Consider the following 20,223-nt stretch of genomic DNA (forward strand, 5'->3'; position numbering starts at 1 on the left):
TCCTTCGAGCGGCCGCTCAGGTAGAGGTAGTTGTCGGCGTCGAGGCGTCCGAGGTCGCCGGTGTGCAGCCACCCGTCCGGGTCGACGAAGCAGTCCAGGTCGGGGTCGACGTACCCGCTCATCAGGCCGGGGCAGTTGCGCTCGATCGCACTCAACCAATCTTCCCAATGCTGCCAGGAACCCCGCAACGAGCCACTCACGACTACATCCGCAACGACACCTCGAGCTTGTACGCAGCTCTCGACATTGCCTCGGGCAAAGTGGTCGGATCACTCCATTCCGGTCACAGAGCAATCGAATTCATCGCGTTCTTGCGGAAGATCAATACCGAGGTGCCGAGCGATCTCGATGTTCACTTGATCATGGACAACGCGTCGACGCACAAGACGCCTGCGGTCAAGAAGTGGTTTCTCGCCCACCCTCGGTTCGTGGTCCATTTCACGCCGACCAGTTCTTCGTGGATGAACCTCGTCGAACGGTGGTTCGCTGAACTGACCACCAAGAAGCTTCAACGCTCCCCGCACCGCTCGGTCCGACAGCTCAACACCGATATTCGTGCGTGGATCGAGACCTGGAACGACAACCCCCGCCCATACGTCTGGACCAAGACCGCCGACCAGATCCTCGAATCGATCGCCCATTACTGCTCGCATATTGATGTCTCAGGACACTAGCCCGCCACGATCGATCGGCCACCGAGACGAACCTCGGCTATCCGGTTGACATACCGCACCGAAGTAGGCAGAGGCAAGCCGATCGGCGACCATGTCGAGATCGGCGCGGGTATCTGTGATTCTCCACGCCGCCGAAGGCCTGCTACCCGTTGCCACCGCCGGGCCGCCGTGTGAGGCGCCAGAGATCGGGTCACCGTGCCGCGAAGTGCGCTAGGTGCTGTTCTCGGCGGACGACCCCGACAGGGCGGAGCGCGGTGATCTACTGGTCGTGGTCGGGACCGCGCTCACGCACCGAGGTATGCGGCCACGATCGTTTCGCCCTTGAGCTCATTCGCTGAGCCGTCCAGCACGATTCGTCCCTGCCGCAGCACGTAGGCGCGCTGCACGACCTCCAGTGCCAGGGCGGCGTTTTGCTCGACCAGCACAACGCTCATCGTGCTGTTGGTGATCAGCTGCCGCAGGGCCTCGAACAACGACGCCACGATGGCCGGAGCGAGACCGGTTGACGGTTCATCTAGGAGCAGCAGCGACGGGTCCGTCATCAGTGCCCGCCCGAACGCCACCATCTGCTGTTCACCCCCGGATAGCGCACCGGCACGGCGATCGAGCATGCGGGCGAGGGTAGGGAACAGATCGAGCACCTGCGAGCGAAGCTCGGCTGCACGGGCGCGGGGTAACGCGTACCCGCCCATGGCGAGGTTTGCTTCCACAGACAGGTCACTGAACAGCTCACGCCCGCTGGGTACGTGGCCTACTCCGGCCCGTGTCAGCACGTGGTCCGGTTGACCGGTGACATCCTTGCCGAGCAGCATGACGGTTCCGTCCGTGGGGCGAATCGCGCCGGCGATGCTGCGCAGTAACGTGGTCTTGCCCGCGCCGTTCGCACCGAGGATTCCGACCACTTCATTTTTCGCGACCGTCAGCGACACTTCGTGCAGAACTCGTAACCTTCCGTAACCCGTCGTGAGGCCGTCGACGACGAGAATCTGGTCCTCGGGTCGGGAGGTGGCGGGTATCGCGTTGTCGGCGGGTGCGCTCATGCCTGTGTCTCCGTCTCGATCGAGATCCCGAGGTAGGCGCGGATAACCTCGGGATGGCGAAGGATCTCCGCAGGGGCGCCGGAGATGATGCGCGCACCCTGGTCTAGGACGACGATCTCATCGGTGAGGTCGACGATGGCCTTGATTACGTGCTCGATGCCCGCTATGGCTTCGACACCGAACGAAGGCATCGACCGGATGGCCTCCCGGACCCGTTCAAGCTCATCCTCAGACATGCCAGCCATGACCTCGTCGAGCAAGATCAGCTTGGGTTGCAAGGCGAGGGCACGCCCCAGCTCGACCATTCGACGGTGTCCGATAGGGAGGGTGTCCGAAGCTGAGAAGCAGATGTCTTCGAGCCCCAAGACCCGCACGACCCACTGGGTCTGCCCCACGGCCTGGTGACGGCGCCGGCCGCCCAGCGCCGCGATGAGGATGTTTTCCCACACTGTCAGCGACTCGAACGGCCGCGGGATCTGGTAGGTGCGGGCCATCCCTCGCCTCGCCAGACTCTGCGCGCTCAGTTTGCGGATGGGTATGCCGTCGAAGGTGATCGTGCCCGACGACGGCCGAACCACTCCGGCGATGGCATTGAACAGCGTGGTCTTACCGGCGCCGTTTGCACCGATGATGAAGACCGCACGTCCGCGCGGCACGTCGAAGTCCACACCACGTAGGGCATGCACACCGCCGAACTTGACGCCGACGTCGCGGCACGACAATAGCTCGCCGGTCTGTGCGCCGTTCATGGGTACATCACGGACATGCTCGAGCGAGGCCTCGAGATCGGACCGGTCGCGCAGCGAATGCGGCCCCTTGACGATCTCCCGGCGCAACCACCCGATCTTGTTGAACAGCGACACGATGCCCCCGGGCAGAAAAATGGTGATGAGGATGACCAGCACACCGAACAGGGCCAGCTGGTAGTCCGGCAAGCGGGTGGAGAGCTGCTCGTTGGCGATCGTCAGCACCGAGGCGCCGATTAGTGGCCCCCAGACCGTGCCGATGCCACCTGCGAGCACGAAGACAATGACCATCAGGTCGAGCGTGGGATCGAAGACGGTGGAGGAGTCGATGAACGCGCGATTGTAGGCGATGAACCCACCGACGATGGCCGGCATCACGGCGCTGAGCGCGAAAGCGATGACCTTCACCTGTGTGGTCCGGACCCCGACGGCCGCGGCGACCTCCTCGTCGTCCCGGATGGCCATAGCTCGCAGGCCGAAGTGCGAGCGAGCCATGAATGCGTTGGCGGCGAAAGCCAGGACAGCCACACCGGTGACCGCGAGAAGCACCTCTGTCTGCGCCAGCGCTCCGGGGACGACCAGTCCCGTCGAGCCGCCGGTGTAGGACCACTGGGAGCACAACAGCGACACGATGTAAGCCAGGCCGAACATGCCCAGTGCGAAGTAGATTCCGCGCAGGCGCAGCATGATCATCCCGACCGGGATCGCGATGATCGCCGACGCGACGCCCCCAAGGACCGCGGCGAGGTACCAGGGCGTGTCGGCATGGATGATGAGCTCGGCGGTAAACAATGCGCCGAAGCCAAAGAACACGACCTGGCCGAAGGAGATGTACCCAGTGAAGCCGCTGATGATGTTCCAGGAGTAGGCGAGCGCCACGAACATCGCGATATCGATGCCGAGTTGAACCTGTGAGCCGCCGCGCGCCCCGACGCTGAAAGCGAGGAATGCGGCAACGACGATTGCCAGCACGAGGATCTGCGTCGCGTCGTTGCGTCGCGACGGCAGCCTGACGCCTCGGTGATCGCGCGCGGTGATGATGCGTGACAGCAGAGAGCGTCGACCACCGGTCGGCTCCTGCCCGGCAGACGTGGGGTTTGGGGCGGTGAGGGTACTCATGCCGGCGCCGCCTTCCTGGTCAGCAGACCGTTGGGTAGGAATAACATCACGAGAATCAGGATTAGGTAGGGCGCGGCCTCCTGGATCACGGCGCCGAACTGGTAGCCCGAGAGGGTTTGCAAGATACCAACCAGGACCGCTCCGACCGCTGCGCCCGAGTAGTTTCCAAGTCCACCGAGCGCAACGACGACGAACGCCACGATGGTGAAATGTGTGGCCATCTGCGGTGCGATGGGCTGGGTGAGAACGAGCAGCATCCCTGCGGCGGCCGCGAGTGCCGCACCCATGCCGAACCCGATCAGGCGTAGGCGTCGGGGGTTGATCCCGCAGGCGCCTGCACCCAACGGGCTCTGCGCTGTGGCGAGCAGACTCATCCCGGTCCGCGTACGGTGCAGCCACACCGAGATCGCCAGCGTGAGTAGGGCGGCAAGGACGACCCCGATCAGAAGGGAGGCGGGAAACCGCAGGGCACCAACCTTTAACGATGACTGCAGGTAGGGGATCGTCTTGAAGTCCGAGCCCCACCCCCGCTGGCCGAGGTTGATCAAGATGTACGACAGCCCGAACGTCGCCATGAGGGTGAGCAGTTCGCCCTGCCGGCCGGTAACCGAGATGCGCTCGATGATCAGCCACTGCACCGCGGCCCCTACGACCGCCGCGGCGATCATGACGACTACCAGACCCAGGAACGGGTTCACGCCGACGTTGTAGAGGCTGTACACGCCCAAGCCGCCCAGCACCATAAAGGCACCGTGGGCGAGGTTGACGATACCCATTATCCCGAAGATGAGGTTAAGGCCTTGGGCCATCAACAGATAGAAGCCGCCGAGAAAGATTCCGTTCAGAATCACCTGGAGGTAGGTCATCGCACAAACTCCTTAAAGGTCTCGCCGTAGGTCGCCATCCTCAGTAGGGAAACTCGGCGGGCACGCTGGCGTCTGACTCCGGGTAGACGAGCGCATAGGTACCGTTTTGATATTGATTCAAGACCGCCTTGTAGCCGGTCTGAACCCCGTCGTCGTTGACCTTGTACGTCCCGAGGATGGTTTGATAACTGCCCGAGCGGAGCGCGTCGTTAAGCTTCTCGTGGTCGGTCGAACCGGCCTGCGTGATGGCCGCTGCCACCGCCTGCACGGTGGCGTAGGCCGATGCGCTCTGTTCGGTCGCGGGATGTCCGAACTTGGCCTGGAAAGCAGTAGCGAAGTCATCACTGCCCGGCACTTTCAGATCGGGCGCCCAGATTGAGTAGCCGATTGCTTTATTGGCCAGCGAACCAAGAGAATTGGTGAAAGCCGGATCCTCCGCCGTGGCCGAGGCGAGTATCTTGGGCCGGAAACCTTGCTGGTCGAGGGACCGGGTGATTCCGATGTTGTCCTGGATCGCCGAACACGAGATCACCACCTCGGGGTTGTTCGCCTTCACCTTCTGAGCGACAGACGAGAAGTCGCTGGTACTGGCCGCATATGTCACCCGCGACACCAGCGTGGATCCGGCGGCCGTGACGGCCTGTTGGGCCCCGTCGCAGATCTCGCTATATGCGTCGAGGTCGTTGTTGACCAGCGTGACCCGGGTGTATCCGGTAACCTTGGCGAACTGCGGCACCCCGGCGAGCACGACGCTACCCGGCGTAACCCCGGCCATCACACTGTACTTGGTATCCGCAAAGACGGCGGGAGACGATGTCAGGCTGTGCGCCATCGGGGTCGTGTACCGCTCCGCCAGCTGAGCGGCGGGGCCCGCGAGCGCGCTGCCGTATGGGCTCAGTAACACATCTGCCCGGTCCTGGGTAAGGAATTGCGTGTAGAGTCGGCCGACGGTCCCGGCGTCGCTCTGATCATCGTCCTGTTTCAACTCGAGTTGACGACCGAGCACCCCGCCGTTCTTGTTGATCTGCTCGACGGCGAGCGCGTAGCCGTTGGCGACGTTGGTGCCGCTAGAGGCATACTTCCCGGTCGAGGACACCGAAGTGCCGATGATGATGGGGCCGTCCGAGCTAGCCCCACCGCTTGATGAAGCCCCGTTGCTGCAGGCGGACAACATCGCTACAGCCATCCCAATGACTACTGTTGTCAACTTTCTCACGGCGATCGCCTCTCCTTCTATGACGCCCTACACGTACCAGTCGGCGTCCGCGCGACCAGTCTTGATGAGTGACGGTCCTCACGTCAAGTACATCTCTTCGATTTTTTGATATTTGGATTCGATATTTCGAATACCTTGAGGGTTTTGCATGCAAGCCATCAGAACTTAATTCTGTTCTCGCACTGGCATTATCATGGTTCTCTCCATGCCGAGCGCAGTCGGCCACTTACGCATACCTCGCGCGGAATGCAATCGCCGCGGGGCGCTCTTCCACGGCGCACTCGGCCCGGTCCAGCTGACCACCTGAAGGAATTTGCCAACCCCTCCTCGCACACTTTGCGACCGAGCACGACATAGACCACCACACCTTCCGGCGTGCTTCATCGCCGACCAAATTCATATTTCCCAACGGGACTCGACGCGAAGTCTCGGGCTACGGACTGGCGATCACTGCCACGTAGCCGTAGCGACGCGACCAGGGACTCCTGACTTGTACAGATTCAGTACCCCAATCGGCCGGGCGATAGATCCAGTGCGGTGAGGATGGATTCGGCATCGGCGGTGAGTGGATGGCGGCGGTGTGGGGTTTGCCGACGGTGGTCAGGGTGATCTCCCGCAGCGGGCGCATGATCTTCCCGATGCGCCCGATCGAGGCCCGGGTCTCGGTTTGCAGGTAGCGTGCGATCGCGAGTGCGGTGAACACGACGGTCAGGTGTGCTTCGATTGGGTCACGGGTGTGGTTGAACATCGGCCTCGCCCGCAGGTCGGTCTTCGACATCCGGAACGACTGCTCGACGTGCCGGAGGTCGTGATACTTCAAGGCTCAGTCCGCCGGTTTCTGCGGCGGACTCGAAACACTTCGTCACCACTCGATCCCGGTATCGATTGTGGCGCAACGTTTCAGTGCGTTGGCGTAGGTGTTGCGGTGGCGGGCGTCATGCCGATCTCGCCAACGACTCAGCTCGTGTCACTCATCGAGGTCGGCTCGACGAGCCGGCCGACGACCAACTGGAAGAACGCCTCGTCGTCGATCAAGGTGAAGGGCTGTAGAGGCGGCCTCACGTTCACCCGACGTGACGCACGTGATGGCGCTCATTGAAACTTTCGATGAGCCTCGTCAACCGTGACAGCGCTACCGCCGGAACCAATCTTCATTGACACTTCCTCGGTAGCTGTTTTTCAATGCATCGCTCGTGGCGCCCGGCAAGCGCTCCGTGACGAACGACTGTCGATGCGCTTCGTCGCAGCAGTTTCAGATCGACTGTCGCAAATCGCGTTGCGATGGGTTCACGTGTCTCATTCTTCTACGGATCGAGCAGCGCAAGATGCCAAATTGCGAATCCTTCTTCCGAATTAGGAATTTAGCTGGTGTCACCGAGCGCGTCAAGTGTCACCATCTTCCGGCCTGAACTCCCCCAAATTCCACGATTCCGTTTGATCTCGCGCAGACCCACACCCCCGCCCACGGGCGGACTGCCCGATCCGTGGATGCGACATCGGCGACCCTGCCGCGATGAGTGGTTCATTCGTCGAATGCGGCGCGTGTAGCAGACCAGGGATGACCGCGGTGCGAGGGAGTTGCACCAGCGAGGACTCCGGGACCGTGGACTCCGGGACCGTGGGCCGTGCCTGATCCACGCCGCCGCTGGGCTCACGCGGTGAGCGACTGCGCCTTTGCCGCCCTCGCCCTGGATCGATACCTTGACGAAGGCTCCAATCCACCTCGGCGGCCGCAATCGTCCGGCTATCCAGATTTCGGACGGCCCAAATAACCGGCTACAGGATGGTTCGGCAGAGTCAACGCGGGGGGTTGACGGGTACGTCCCGCGCAGCTTAGATCGTATTCGAGAAGCCGAGTTTCAATTCGAATTCTCGAAGTCGATCGACCGCATCGGTATACCTCGGGTGTCCAACACAGGGCGCAGGAGGTCGTCGCGGGGTTGACGGGTCGGGGCGAACCGAACGCCTCGATCACGAAGTAGCCATCTGCCGGGCGTTGGTGCGACTGCCCGGCTTAAGCGGACTGAGGTGAAATGTATGGCCAAGCCTGTGCTTCTCGTGCACGGTGCCTTCACCGGATCATGGGTGTGGGACAAAGTGGTTGCCGAACTGGAACAGCGCGGCATAAGGACAAAATCCGTGGATCTTCCGAGCCGCGGTCCGGGCGGAACGCTCGAGCGGGATGCCCAGGCAGTCCGCGATGCGTTGAAGGGTTTTGATGAACCGGCCGTCTTGGTCGGCCATTCGTACGGTGGTGCCGTGATTACCCGTGCTTCGGCAGACAACGACGGCGTGGCGCATCTCGTCTATGTGTGTGCGGCTCTGCCCCGGGCGGGCGAAGCCGTGAGCGACCTCCTGGGCCGCGACCCGGAGCCGCAGGGCGATCTCGGTGCCGCGCTCGAGCCGCGGGAGGACGGAACCGCCACGCTCAAGCGCGAGGCTGCACGGGAGTCCATGTTCAACGACGCCACCGATGAGCAAGTCGGGCCCATATTGGACAAGATGGGCCCACACGCGCTCGGCACGCTCGGTGAGGCTGCCACTGGGCTCGGTTGGCAGCAACACCCTGCCACCTACGTGATCACGCTGCAGGACAAGCAGTTCTCTGTCGCCTTGCAGCAGGAGTTCGCGAGTAATGTCGGCACTGTCGTCAAGGTGGACGCGGGGCACGGACCGATGTTCACGAAACCGGCGGAGATCGCCGAGGCGATCGCTGCAGCGGCGAGCTGATCCCACAGCGAAGGGCCGGGCCGGAATTTCTCCGGCTCGGCCCTTTTGACGCGGGATCAGCTGCCTCAAAGGAAGTCCCAGCCTTTCCGCTCGGACACGCACGCCTCGTATGCGACCGGATCGATGGTCTGGTATACGCCCAGGACACTGGTACCGTCGTCGCGGGTGACCCGGCAGAGGTGCTCATCGAGCCCTCGAATGCCAATGCGGGTTTCGGGCCGGGTGACGTCGAAGGTCTCCCCCTCAGTCATATCCGGGCCGTCATAACCGCCTTGATGGATATCGCCGCCGGGAGTCCCGCCGTACATGCCACACCTCAGAAAGGCGGTTTGCTGGCCGATCTTTTCGTAGTGCAGCTGGGTCTTCTCGCCGGTATCGAACTGGTAGTCCACGACGCCCTCGGTGAAGATCTGGGTGTCCGGCTCGAAGCGCAGCCGGCGGGTGGGCTTGAGGACCTTGGCGCAGCCTTTGCGGGCGTCGCCTAAGGGGTAATAGAGGCGGTCGCCCCAGATCGTCCAATCGGGGAAGGGGACGAAGGCGTTGCCGTTGGTACCGACGTGCAGGCCCGCGCCAAGTGACATGGCGGGACCGCCAACGCCGCGGCCAGTCCCCCAGTGCCGGTCCCTCGTCCCGGCAGAACCGGGTCCGAGGTCGAACCGTTCACCGTCGACCTCCACCCAGCCGGAGACCTCGCCAAAACTTTCGAAACCAGTTGTCACGTCGTTGCGACGGCCGGGCGGTATGCCCGCCGCGGAGTTGGACAGTGGTTCACGAAATATCTGCCGGGTGGTGTCTTGGAAGGTGAGGTCGTAACTGATGCCCCACTCGTTGGGCTCGAGGACGTAACGCCACTCGCGCAGGCCGCGCACGATCACCGGTGCGATTGGCCCAATCCGAAGTTCCGCCCGGTCGGCGCCGATGGTACGGAAGCTGCGGACTGTGGTGTGTCGTCCACGGACATTGACGATGGCGTAGGCCTCGGCACGGTCGAGATTGGGATAGAAGCTGCCGCCGGTGGCGACCAGGACATCGCCGGTGGTGTCGTGGGCGACCATCCAGTAGCGCTCGTACGCTCGGGGGTCGCCGGTCCACATGACGCGGACCGGGTCGGGGGTTTGGTGGATGAGGAAGTCATCGAGCGGGGAGAGTGGGAACTGCTCGGCGAAGTACTTGTCGCCCACTGTCAGGCCAGGGTGATCACTCATCTGCTCGTCATTTCTGTCAGGTCGGGTTGGTTGCGACGCGGTTGCGCAGGTGTGCGCCGATCTGGGCGCGGGCGGGACCAGCGGGAAGCTCGTGGATGCGGCTGGTCAGTTCACCGCGGAGCTTTTCGTTTCGGGCGATGGTCTCCGCCAAGTCACCCGGCTCGGGCTCGTCGGCGCCGAGGAGCACTGCAAGCCGGGCATTGTCGTCTCGGAGGAAAGGCATGGTGCGGGACCATGACTCGCCTACCCGATCGACCAGGCGCCGGGCGTTACGAACCAGTTCCCCGACGCTTAGCGGGGTCTCCGGGTCGTGCTCGACGAGGCGGAGCAGCCGGGCGGCGCCGGTGAGTTGTTCGTCGATCGTTGGTCTCATGCGGGTTCCTCCAGTACGGCGTCGAGCAGGGTGGTGAGGACACGGCGGGTGGGCCGGTAGGGCTCCTCCGCGCGTCCGTCGAGAAACGCGCGCAATCCGCTGACTTGCATGACAGCTGTTTTGAAGGCCGAGAACGCGATCCACCAGGCCAAGGCGGCCCGGTCGACGGTGACCCCGCTTTCGCGCTCGTAATAATTCACGAGATCCTCTGCTTCCCAAGACCTGTCGATGGTGTGCTCGGAGGCGCGCAGCGGCTGGGTGACCCAGCCGAGGTCCTCGAGCGGATCCCCGAGGTGGGCCAGTTCCCAGTCCAGCAGCGCGGTGACGTGTTTGTCTGCGAGCAGGAGGTTGCCCGGCTTGAAGTCGGCGTGGACCAGCACGGTCCGGCTCGACGTCGGGGCGCGTTCGCCGAGGATCGCCACCGCGTACTCCAACTCTGGCCAGGGCTCGAGCTGGTCCTGCCGGAGGATTGCAGTCCACTGGTCGAGTTCGGCGCGGGCGGCATGCCGCCCAGGGTCGACGAGCACGTCACCGAGACCTAGTGTGTGCCAGTCAACGGCGTGCACCTCAGCGAGGAGCGCACAGAATCGTCGAGCCAGGGAGATCCGTTCGGCGAGCGGCAGGGCAGAGTTGCGAAGCACACGGTAGTCGCAGGTGCCTGGTAGTCGCCGCATGATCAGCGAGGGGCGGCCTAGGGCGCGGCCGTCGGCGTCGAGCCAGCGGACGACGGGCGTGGGCAGGCCGCTCTTCTCCAGTGCCTGCAGAACCGCGAACTCCGTCGCGCGGTTGGTGTCGATCAGTCCCCCCTCGGGGTCCGTGCGCAGGATCAACGACTCACGGTGCTCGGCCCCGTCGGAACCGTCGAATACCAGGTCGAAGAGCCAGTTGTCACGGGAGCGACCACTGCCTGCCCGAGTCAGGTGCGTGATTCGCCCATTGTGCGCGTCCGGATGCGCGGCAAGGAACCGCCCCAGCCGCGTGGCGACCTCGGTCTCTTCTGTCATTGGTTCAGTCCTTCCCGAAGTGGGCCGCGATGCTCCGGTGCAGCGATCGTGATCATCAGTTCGGCTCGTTCCTGTAGGCCTCGGCCGCGCAGGTCGGCCACGCCGTGTTCGGTAACCACGAAATCGACGTTCGATCGAGCCGTGGTCACTGTCGGTGGCTCCAATCGGGTCACGATGCGGGAGTGCCGGCCTGCGGTGGCCGGCAATGCCACGATCGACCGACCGTCCGGGCAGCGCTGCGCAGCGCGCAAGTATTCGGCCTGACCACCGATCCCGCCGATGTATCCGGTGGGGATCTCTTCGGCGTTGACCTGGCCGGATAGGTCGACCTGCAGCGCCGAGTTCACCGCGACGAACCGATCGATGGTGCCTGCCGCGCCCGGGCCCACGACTTCGCGGACCGGTCGGACCTGCACGGGCGAGACGGACACGTACTTGTACAGCTCTGGCGACCCCGCCGCCTCGCTGATCACCACAGACCCTGACGCGGAACGCAATGCCCCGGCGTTGGCGAGATCGAGCAACCAGTCTCCGGCCAGGGTGGAGCGGATCGCGAGACCTCGATGTTCGGTCAATCCGCTCCCGATTGCCGACGGCACCGCCCCGATCCCGAGCTGGAGTGTGGCGCCGTCGGATATCAGATCGAGGACGTGTGTGGCGATTCGGCGGTGCACCTCACCGATAGTGGGCGGTGGGAGGGTCGGCAGTGGCCGGGAAGTCCGAATGGTGGCGGCGAATGTCGAATGATGCAGCGCCGGAGCGGAGGTGACCGGGAGTTGCTCGTTCACCTCCGCAATGACAACCCGGGAGCGGCCAATGAGCTCGTAGGTGTGGTCAACGGCCATCCCGAGGCTGTGATATCCCTGCGCGTCGGGTGTCGTGACTTGCATCAGGAGCACCATCTCCTGCCCACGGTGCGGCAGAACCCGGGATAAGTCGTCGAAGTGAGTGGGAATGACATTGAGCCGGGCATTATTCGGTGGGTGGGCCAGCGGGCCCAGGGCCCCGAACGATAGCAACGGCAGCGACGATGACCGGGTCAGTGCCTGGCTGTGCGACAGCCCGACGAACACCTGCACCCCGGTCGGAGCCGCGGTCAGCAGCTGCTCCAGAAGGGGGGTGGGTTCACCGACTCCCTGCGCTACGACGACGAGGTCCCCCGGCCGCAGCAGTGATGTCCAGTCCCCTCCCGCCGGCATCACAGCACAGCCACCGGAGTCACTGGGCTCCCAGTGGAACCCACCAGAGGCAGCGGAGCGAACAACAGCAGGAAGGTGGAGCGCTTGGCTTCGGCCAGCGTATCCGCCAGCGCGGCCAGGCTGAGGTTCTCGATCAGCGGCACCCCATGCCGATGGAGTAGGACAAGGTGGGCGGGGAATCCGGGCTCGGCGGTCTGCCGCTCTACCGCGTAGTTGTCCGCTCCGACCAGCGCGACGTCTCGTGCGGCGAGCCAGGTTGCCGCCTCCGCGGTGATTCCGGGCTCGTCAGCGAAGTAGTCGGCAGCCGTCCCGTGCGACTCCCACCAGCCCGTCCGGATTAACACGGCATCTCCGGGCTCGGGGGTGACTCCCGCCTCCGCGATCCCGCGCTCCAGGTCCGCAGCCTCCACCGGGCTTCGCGACGGCAGCGGGCCACCGGTAGTGGCGACCATGTCGACGAGCACTCCACGTGTGACGACGGGGACCAGATGCTCCGCCCCGCAGCGCTGGGCACCGCGGGTGGTCCGGGTCGAGCTCTCGGGATGACCATTGAACAGATGCTCGCCGGACCAGGCGTGAGACAGCGCATCAACGTGCGTGCCACTGTGCGTAGGTAATTGCACGGTGTCCTCGGCGAATTTGAACCCGCCGGGGGCGCGGGCGCCGAGAGCGTAGTCCCCGGCGTCCCGATTCATGAACCGGACGGGTCCGGGCCGGTGCCCCGGGGACGGGGTGTGTGGCCCCAACGGTTGAGCCAAAGACAACGTACGCCCGGACCGAACCAGTCCCGCCGCTCGCCGCGTGACTTCGGGGGTGACGAGGTTCAACGCCCCAGCCTGATCCTGCTCACCCCAACGGCCCCAGTTCCCGATCATGAGCTGCCAGCCCTCTCCGCCGCCAGCGCGGCGTCGACCAACACGACGGCATCCGGCTTCAGCAGCCGACGGGCAATCTTGCCGGTGTCCGTTCGCGGCAACTCGGTCACGAAGGAGATCAGCCAGGGAACCTTGTAGCCAGCGATCCGCTCCTTGCAGTAGCGGGTCAGCTCCTCTGGTGTGATCCGGTCCGAGCATGGGATCACAAAGGCGATCGCCACCTCGTCCTTCGACGGATGCGGGGCTCCCACAACCAATACCTCACGCACATCGGGATGCTCGGCAAGGAAGCTCTCCACCTCCGCGGGCGAGACATTGATCCCCGAGACCTTGATCATGTCGGTTGCCCTGTCGACAAAGGACACGGTGCCGTCCGGATGGAGCACTAGCCGGTCACCGGTCCGGAACCATCCGTCGCTTGTGAAGGCGGCGGAATTAGCTGCGTCGTCGTTGAGGTAACCGGGGGTGATGCGGCCACGTACCTGCGCCTCGCCTGCCTGGCCGACGGGAAGAACGGCTCCCGTCTCTTCGTCCACCAAGCGGATCGCGACGCCGGGCAGCGGATGCCCCTGAGTGGCCATTCGATCGGCCAGAGGCATCCGGTGATCGGTGACGCAACAGTTGCCATAGGTCTCGGTGGAGCCGTAGATGTTGCAAATCTCCCCCACCCCCAACTCGACCACTGCGCGCTGCACGGTATCGGGACGCCCGATGGTGAGCCCGGTACGCAGAGAACCAATTCCCCGCATCTGCTCTGCACACTGCGTGGCAAGGACGTCGATCATCGCGGGGAGAAGATATGCTGCGGTGACATTCTCGCGTTGCATCACATCCACGGCCTGACCCGGAGTGAACTGTTCCTGCAGCACGAGACAGGCCCGGTGAGTCATCGTGGCCAGGGCCGCGTTGGCGCAGCCGTAGCTCCAGAACAGCGGTGATCCAAGCCATACGCGATCCTGCTCGCCCAGTCCCATCCGCTCACCGATGTGAAATGCATTCACCACGAGGTCGCGGTGACTGAGTGGCACAGCCTTGGGCGTACTCGTAGAGCCAGAGGTGTATAGGACGTACGCCACCCGCTCGCCCCGACCGGACGGTTCCTTGATCGGATTCCCGGTGGCGTGCTGATCGGTGAGATCGGCCCACGAACTCGTGGCAGCCGGGTAGTCCTCGCCGATCACCAGTACGTGCCGTAGGTTCGGGAATCGGTTGCTGCGCAACGGCCCTCGGTCATCGAGCTCGGGAACCAACGCGCGAAGCTGGGCCACCAGGTCCGTGCCCCGCACTCGGTCCACCATCACGAGGACCGACGCTCCGGAGGACCGCAGCAGAAAGTCGAGGTCATAGGCCTTGGCCCAGGTGTTGAATGCGTCCACCCGGGCGCCGCAACGCATCGCACCGAAGGCCACCGGAATCCATTCGGGAATATTGGGTGCCATCAGAGCGACGGTGTCGTCCTCCCGTATTCCGAGACTGTGCAGAACCCGGGCGGCGACCTGGCTCTGCGCGGCGAGCTCCGCGTACGTCAGCCGTGTCGTCTCGGAGACGAGTGCGTCGCCGGCGGGCGTGGCAGCAGCGCAGGCGTCGAGCAGTTCGGGCAGAGTCCGGGCAGTCGGCGGTGGCACGAGGAGTTCCTCGGCCGGGGAGCCCTGCTCCCACACGGTGGTTTCTGACACGGTATTGCGTCTCCTCATGTACATGCCTCTAGGCGTCAACTACATCCGAGATGTTTTCAATATTGCGAATTTCGATTCTACATATCGAATCTAGTCAAGTGCTTGTACACCGGCAAGTGGAAGTGGTCCCATTGCATCCGGTGGAACGAGGCCAGGCGCCGGGCGTCAGCGGCCGGTCCACTTCGGCTCGCGCTTCTCGGCGAAGGCGCGCGCGCCCTCCTTCGCATCGTCGGAGGCGAGAACGGTGGAGGTGATCTCGTCTTGCCGGGCGAAGCTCTCCTCGGTGGACCAGTCGCGCTGCTGGAGGATGACTTGCTTGCTCGCGGCGACGGACAGTGGCGCGTTATCGATGATCCTGCGCGCGAGCCGGGTGGCTTCGGCGAGCGCGCCGCCGGGCTCGGTGACCCGGTTGACCAGACCATGAGCGTGCAGGCATCGTGCATCGACGGGATCCCCGGTCAGGGCCATCTCCATCGCGACGCGCTGCGGAATCAAGCGCGGCAGGCGAATCAAGCCGCCGGCCGCGGCCGCAAGGCCGCGCCTGGCCTCGGGCAGACCGAAGACCGCGTCCCGCGCGGCGACGACGAGGTCACAGGCGAGGGCGGCCTCGAAACCGCCGGCGAGGGCGTACCCTTCGACGGCGGCGATCAGCGGTTTGTCCGTTGGCGTGCGGGCGATACCCATCAGTCCGCGGTGTTTGACCCGGGTACTCTCGCCGCGCAGGAACGCCTTGAGATCCATTCCGGAACAAAAGGTGCCGCCGGCGCCGGTGAGGATGCCGACTCTGAGATCCGCCCGGGCGTCGAGCTCATCGACAGCCGCGCACACTCCGTAGGACACGGCGCTGTCGATGGCGTTACGGACCTCCGGTCGATTGATGGTGATAATCATCAATCGATCGTCGACCTGGACGAGTACGGGGTCGGTCATTGTGGGGCTCCCTCTGTCGTACTCAAGTGGCGGCAGTAAAGACGGGCACAGGCAGCTCATCTGCGGACGTCTTGAAGCCGAGGTGAACGGGGAGACCGATGCGGAGCGGGATGTTGTCGGTGAGACGGCCGAGCACCCGAACACCCTCCTCCATGTCCACGGTGACCAGGGTGTAGGGGACCTGGTCGCGAACATTGGAAGTGAAGGCGTGGTGGCTGATCGTCCACGAATGAACCGTGCCGTGCCCGGTCGCCGTTACGTGTTCCACGGCGAAGGAGTGGCAGGTGGGGCAGAGCATCTGCGGGTAGTGGCGAATGCGCCCGCAGTCCATACACTTCTGGAGGACCAGCCGGCCCTTGGCGGCCCCGGCCCAGTAGGCGTCGGACAGTTCGGCCATGTCAAGCCCCTTCCATGATCGCTACGGCGCCGTCGCCCATGTCGCCGTAGCCGGTGACCAGACCGACCCGGGCACCGTCGACCTGAGCGGCGCCGCCGTCACCGCGTAATTGCCGGACGAGCTCGACGATGTGATTCATTCCCAGCATGTGCCCCTGAGACAGGAGCCCGCCGTGGGTGTTGGTGGGCAGTGCCCCGCCGAGACGGAGCCGGCCGTCCTCGACGAATTTTCCGCCGTCGCCCTTGGCGCAGAAGCCGAGGTCCTCGAGCTGGCAGAGCACGACCCAGGTGAAGCAGTCGTAGATCTCGGCAACATCGATGCTCGCGTGGGAGATGCCCGCCATCGAGAAGGCGATTGGCGCGGCCTTGGCGACACCGACGGTGGTCAGGTCGGAACGTTGGGTGATGGCGCTGGGCGAATCGGGGTGACCCATCGCCACCCCGCGCAGGACGACGGGGCGGTGCCGTAGGTCCCGCGCACGTTCGGGAGTGGTGACGACGTACGCGGCGCCGCCATCGCTTTCCAGGCTGCAATCCAGCAGTCTGAACGGATCGGTGATCATCCGCGAGTTCTGGTGGTCCTCGACGGTGATGGGTGTGCGCATCACGGCGTGTTCGTTGAGTACCGCGTGTGAACGTACCGCGACGGCGATCTCGGCAAGCTGGCGGCTGGTGGTGCCGTAGAGCTCCATATGTCGACGGGCCATCGGGGCGTAGAGCTGGGCGGGGGCGATCGCGCCGACGGGCCGCTCGAACTCGGTGATGTAGTGAAACTGGGGCATCTGGTGGATACGCACCCCGGCCCGGGCCCCACTGCTGACGTTGCGCCCGGACGGGACGAGAACAGTGGTGCAGATTCCTGCTGCGATGGCGGCCGCAGCCATCTGGATCGCCCCGACCGCACTGGCTCCGCCGTGCGGAACCAGCCCGGAGAATCGAAGGTCGGTAAGGCCGAGGTTGTGAATGTACTCCTCTGCCGGGGCACCAGTGATTCCGATCGGGATCACCCCGTCGACGTCCCGAGGCCGCAGCCCGGCGTCTTCGATCGCGAGCAGTGAGGCCCTCAGCTGCAGCTCCAGTGCGCTCTCCGTGGCCGAACGAGAGTACGGGGTCTCGCCGATGCCAGCGATGGCCGCGGCGCCGTTGAGTGTCATTGTGGTCTCTCCTATTTGGGGTTGCTGTCAGCGGTCCCCGTCGCTGCGCCGCCGAGGACCTTCCCGATTTGACGTCGGTAGCGCACAGGATCGAGTTCCAAGCCGTAGCGGGCGCTGCCCGGAAAGTGTTCGGCCAGGAAGCGCTCTTCGCGGGCGATGTCGCGGTGCATCCCGGCGCTGTCCGGAAGGGCGGCGTCACCACGCAGTGCGGCGGTCATAAGCCGAGACTGGACGTCCATCATCGAGATGTTGGCGCCGCCGGAGACATTGAAGAACCCAATGAAGTACATTCCCGGCCAGTCTGGATGCACGACCCGCTTGTAAGCCTTGATCTGGTGTTCGACGATCGGGGAGACCTTCTTCGATAGAAAGGGCAGGTCGACCTCGTATCCGGTGGCCGCAATAATCGTGTCGACCTCGGCGCTGGTGCCGTCGACGAACGTGACGGTGTGCCCGTCGATTCGCTCCACTCCCGGACGAACGTCGATGCGCCCGTAGGACACATGCGCCATATACGTGGCACTGCTGGCAGGGTGCGTGCGGGTTGCCGGGGTCCGAAACCCCCATTGTTCCGGGCGTCCGTGATACACCCGGCTGATCCAACGCATTGCTTGCCGTTGCACCACCCACGGAAGCCAGCGTCTGTTGATCTTTGCCAGCACCCGCGCCGCGGGAAGCCCCAGGATCATCCGCGGCATGATCAGAAGCGGAGAGCGCGCCGAGCTGAGTGTGTGCGCCGCGAACGGCACCAGGTCCGAGGCGATGTCGAGCCCGCTATTTCCCGCCCCGACTACCAGCACCCGGTGCCCGGCGAAGGGCGCAGGTTCTCGATAGGAGTTGGAATGCAGGTATCGGCCGGTGAAATCGGTGGCCCATGGGGGGTGGGCAGGCAGGCCCTGATGCCCACTGGCAACCACGACGACATCGAATGTCTCCTCGCTGCCTTCCTCGGTTCGCACGATCCAGCCGGCACCTGGCTCTCCGTTGACCGGTTCGACCGCGCTCACTCGGCTGCGAAAGCGGATGCGCGCACCGATACCGAAATGATCGGCAACCGACTCCAAATATGACCGTACGTGCTGATGAGCGGGGAACAGAGGCGTGTCGTCCGGGAACGGAAAGCCCTCGAAGGACGTGCTCCGTGGCTCCGAATTGATGTGCAACGAGGAGTAGGCGACGCTGAGCCCATTGTCGTTGTCGTAAACCCAGAGCCCACCCACGTACGATCCGGCCTCGAACACTATGACCTCGTGTCCGTCTGCCAACAGATGACGGGCCGCACTCAGGCCTGCCGCCCCGGCCCCGATCACCGCGCAACGCCTCTTCTCAGACACTGTGCACATCCGAATGGTCGGCACTGCCAAGCGGCAAGGGAATGATAGTCATCAACCGATCTCCTCCACGGACAGCTAGAATTCAGAATCTCGAATCTACTTTCCTAACTTCGATAAGTTAAGCGGATGAAGCGCCCTACGGTCAAGATGTACGACGCGGCCGATATCCGTCAGCAGGAACGAGGCGCCGAACTGTCCGGATTCTGGACCTACACCAGACCCGTTGCGCTGCTGTCGATCCGCTTCACGGAAAGCAGCTGGGACCGCTCCTATCGCCGGCGCTGCCGCAGGAGGGTGCTGCGTCTGCAGTGGCACCCCCGATGGGGTCGTACTTGACCTGACACCCAGCCTGGGGTTACACATTCTCGAATAGCAATTCTGTTTACCGAAGAGATGACGAGGTAGCCGAATGATGTCGCCAGATCCGCACTCGCACCGCCCCGACGCACGGTTGGGGCCGTTGAGCGGTATCCGTGTCGTTGAGAACGCTTCGATCGTCCTCGGACCGCTCACCTGTCAGTATTTGGCGGCGATGGGTGCGGATGTGATCAAGATCGAGCCCCCCTCCGGTGATATGACCCGCCGCATCGGCCCGCGCCGTGCCGAGGGCATGGGGGCGCTGTTCATGACCAACAACAGGAATAAGCGCAGCGTTGTTCTCGATCTGAAGAGCCCCGACGGGCAAGAGGCCCTGCGCCGGATCGTGGACACAGCCGATGTCTTCGTGCACTCGGTCCGGACGGCCGCCGCCCGCCGGATCGGCCTTGTCTACGAGGAGCTTTCGGCACGAAATCCGGGCCTGGTGTTCTGCCATGTTGCTGGATTTTCCGATGGCGGTCCCTACGGACCCAATCCTGCTTACGACGACATCGTCCAGGCCCTCAGCGGATTGGCGATGCTCCAGCGGGTGGTCACCGGCGAACCGCGATACGTCCCCTCGATCCTGGCGGACAAGATCACCGCTGTCCATGCGGCCTTCGCCATCAGCAGCGCCCTTCTCGAACGCTCACGCACCGGGCTCGGGCAGGCCGTAGACGTCACGATGCTCGAGACGATGACCGCGTTCGTCAGTGCCGAGCACCTGTGGGGTCACGCATTCAACCCGCCGCTCGGACCGATGGGCTATGAGCCGGTCGTTACGGCTGCCCGCCGCCCATTCCAGACCGTGGACGGCTATCTCGCTCTCATGCCTTATTCGGACGCACAGTGGATCCGCTTTTTCGAGATCGTCGAACGCTACGACGTCCTTGCCGACGCGCGCTATACCACTCTCGCCGGCCGTCAGGAGAACGTCGCGCTGGTATGGAACGAGCTCGGCATTGAGGTAGCGAAGCGGACCACCGCCGAGTGGAGCGAAATCCTCGAGAAAGAGGACATCCCGTACGCGCAGGTCAATTCGCTCGAGGATCTGCTCGACGATCCCCACTTGGAGGCCATCGGGTTCTGGCGGATGATCAGCGATCCGGACGGGGGGCAGCTGCGTGTCCCCGGTGACGGAACTGCCTTCTCCCGTAGCGTGAGCCCAGCGCCGGCACCACCGCCACACCTCGGAGCTCACACCCGCGAGGTACTCAGCGAGGTCGGGTTGAGCCCCGATGAGATCGCCGAACTAGCGAGCTCCGGCGCGTAGGGCACCTAGACCGAAGTTTGGACGAACCTGGGTGCCGGGTGCGCCTTTGATCTGCC

General features: G+C 64.2%; 18 protein-coding genes and 1 pseudogene. 4 read left to right on the forward strand and 15 right to left on the reverse strand.

Annotation, left to right across the window (positions count from 1 at the left end; genetic code table 11):
- The coding region (locus tag MLGJGCBP_RS47520) for an IS630 family transposase (RefSeq protein WP_442972126.1) at positions 1–674 on the forward strand (674 nt) is incomplete at its 5' end.
- A 284-nt stretch (positions 675–958) separates the two neighbouring features.
- Here MLGJGCBP_RS47520 and MLGJGCBP_RS47525 read toward each other — a convergent pair.
- The 5 genes and pseudogenes from MLGJGCBP_RS47525 to MLGJGCBP_RS47545 all read right to left on the reverse strand — a co-directional run.
- Positions 959–1,714, reverse strand: coding sequence for an ABC transporter ATP-binding protein (locus MLGJGCBP_RS47525; RefSeq protein WP_160099254.1), 756 nt, complete (start codon positions 1,712–1,714; stop codon positions 959–961).
- Positions 1,711–3,579 (reverse strand): branched-chain amino acid ABC transporter ATP-binding protein/permease, encoded by a 1,869-nt coding sequence (locus MLGJGCBP_RS47530; RefSeq protein WP_160099252.1) that lies wholly within the window; start codon positions 3,577–3,579, stop codon positions 1,711–1,713. The genes MLGJGCBP_RS47525 and MLGJGCBP_RS47530 overlap by 4 nt, the downstream gene beginning before the upstream one ends.
- A complete protein-coding gene (locus MLGJGCBP_RS47535; protein WP_160099250.1) occupies positions 3,576–4,445 on the reverse strand; it encodes a branched-chain amino acid ABC transporter permease in 870 nt (289 codons plus the stop codon). The genes MLGJGCBP_RS47530 and MLGJGCBP_RS47535 overlap by 4 nt, the downstream gene beginning before the upstream one ends.
- 40 nt (positions 4,446–4,485) lie before the next feature.
- A complete protein-coding gene (locus MLGJGCBP_RS47540) occupies positions 4,486–5,631 on the reverse strand; it encodes an amino acid ABC transporter substrate-binding protein (protein WP_160099248.1) in 1,146 nt (381 codons plus the stop codon).
- Between the two features lie 530 nt (positions 5,632–6,161).
- Positions 6,162–6,478 (reverse strand): annotated as a pseudogene (locus MLGJGCBP_RS47545) (IS1634 family transposase); the annotation flags it as partial.
- A gap of 1,220 nt (positions 6,479–7,698) precedes the next feature.
- Here MLGJGCBP_RS47545 and MLGJGCBP_RS47550 point away from each other — a divergent pair.
- Entirely contained in the window at positions 7,699–8,391 is a 693-nt protein-coding gene (locus tag MLGJGCBP_RS47550; RefSeq protein ID WP_160099246.1) for an alpha/beta fold hydrolase, read from the forward strand.
- Positions 8,392–8,456: 65 nt separating this feature from the next.
- On the opposite strand, the gene MLGJGCBP_RS47555 is transcribed toward MLGJGCBP_RS47550, so the two are convergent.
- The 10 genes from MLGJGCBP_RS47555 to MLGJGCBP_RS47600 all read right to left on the reverse strand — a co-directional run bounded on the left by MLGJGCBP_RS47555 (position 8,457) and on the right by MLGJGCBP_RS47600 (position 18,546).
- Positions 8,457–9,596: a hypothetical protein gene (locus MLGJGCBP_RS47555; protein WP_160099244.1), complete on the reverse strand. Its 1,140-nt coding sequence runs from the start codon at positions 9,594–9,596 to the stop codon at positions 8,457–8,459.
- Between the two features lie 16 nt (positions 9,597–9,612).
- A complete protein-coding gene (locus tag MLGJGCBP_RS47560) occupies positions 9,613–9,969 on the reverse strand; it encodes a hypothetical protein (RefSeq protein ID WP_160099242.1) in 357 nt (118 codons plus the stop codon).
- On the reverse strand, positions 9,966–10,973 hold the full coding sequence (locus MLGJGCBP_RS47565; RefSeq protein WP_160099240.1) for a phosphotransferase family protein: 1,008 nt from the start codon (positions 10,971–10,973) through the stop codon (positions 9,966–9,968). The genes MLGJGCBP_RS47560 and MLGJGCBP_RS47565 overlap by 4 nt, the downstream gene beginning before the upstream one ends.
- Positions 10,970–12,172 carry an acetyl-CoA hydrolase/transferase family protein gene (locus MLGJGCBP_RS47570; RefSeq protein WP_160099238.1) on the reverse strand — a complete coding sequence of 401 codons (1,203 nt, stop codon included), beginning with the start codon at positions 12,170–12,172 and terminating at the stop codon, positions 10,970–10,972. Before MLGJGCBP_RS47570 ends, MLGJGCBP_RS47565 begins: the two co-directional genes overlap by 4 nt.
- Positions 12,172–13,047 carry a cyclase family protein gene (locus MLGJGCBP_RS47575; RefSeq protein WP_160099236.1) on the reverse strand — a complete coding sequence of 292 codons (876 nt, stop codon included), beginning with the start codon at positions 13,045–13,047 and terminating at the stop codon, positions 12,172–12,174. Before MLGJGCBP_RS47575 ends, MLGJGCBP_RS47570 begins: the two co-directional genes overlap by 1 nt.
- Positions 13,044–14,723 carry a class I adenylate-forming enzyme family protein gene (locus tag MLGJGCBP_RS47580; protein WP_201453210.1) on the reverse strand — a complete coding sequence of 560 codons (1,680 nt, stop codon included), beginning with the start codon at positions 14,721–14,723 and terminating at the stop codon, positions 13,044–13,046. Before MLGJGCBP_RS47580 ends, MLGJGCBP_RS47575 begins: the two co-directional genes overlap by 4 nt.
- Before the next feature lie 165 nt (positions 14,724–14,888).
- The gene (locus MLGJGCBP_RS47585) at positions 14,889–15,653 is read right to left on the reverse strand and encodes a crotonase/enoyl-CoA hydratase family protein (protein WP_160099232.1); all 765 of its coding nucleotides are present in this window, start codon (positions 15,651–15,653) and stop codon (positions 14,889–14,891) included.
- Between the two features lie 22 nt (positions 15,654–15,675).
- Positions 15,676–16,050 (reverse strand): Zn-ribbon domain-containing OB-fold protein, encoded by a 375-nt coding sequence (locus tag MLGJGCBP_RS47590; RefSeq protein WP_160099230.1) that lies wholly within the window; start codon positions 16,048–16,050, stop codon positions 15,676–15,678.
- Between the two features lies 1 nt (position 16,051).
- Complete coding sequence (locus tag MLGJGCBP_RS47595) at positions 16,052–17,203, reverse strand: thiolase family protein (protein WP_160099228.1); 1,152 nt, start codon at positions 17,201–17,203, stop codon at positions 16,052–16,054.
- 11 nt (positions 17,204–17,214) lie between these two features.
- Positions 17,215–18,546, reverse strand: a complete 1,332-nt coding sequence (locus MLGJGCBP_RS47600; protein WP_236581394.1) for a flavin-containing monooxygenase — start codon at positions 18,544–18,546, stop codon at positions 17,215–17,217.
- Positions 18,547–18,663: 117 nt separating this feature from the next.
- On the opposite strand from MLGJGCBP_RS47600, the gene MLGJGCBP_RS47605 reads away from it, so the two are divergent.
- Together MLGJGCBP_RS47605 and MLGJGCBP_RS47610 are read left to right on the forward strand one after the other, a co-directional pair.
- Positions 18,664–18,873 carry a hypothetical protein gene (locus MLGJGCBP_RS47605; protein ID WP_160099224.1) on the forward strand — a complete coding sequence of 70 codons (210 nt, stop codon included), beginning with the start codon at positions 18,664–18,666 and terminating at the stop codon, positions 18,871–18,873.
- 124 nt (positions 18,874–18,997) lie between these two features.
- Positions 18,998–20,167, forward strand: coding sequence for a CaiB/BaiF CoA transferase family protein (locus MLGJGCBP_RS47610; RefSeq protein WP_160099222.1), 1,170 nt, complete (start codon positions 18,998–19,000; stop codon positions 20,165–20,167).
- Positions 20,168–20,223 lie beyond the last annotated feature (56 nt).

This window comes from Rhodococcus sp. T7 (genome assembly GCF_009872365.1).
Classification (GTDB): Bacteria; Actinomycetota; Actinomycetes; order Mycobacteriales; family Mycobacteriaceae; genus Rhodococcus_F.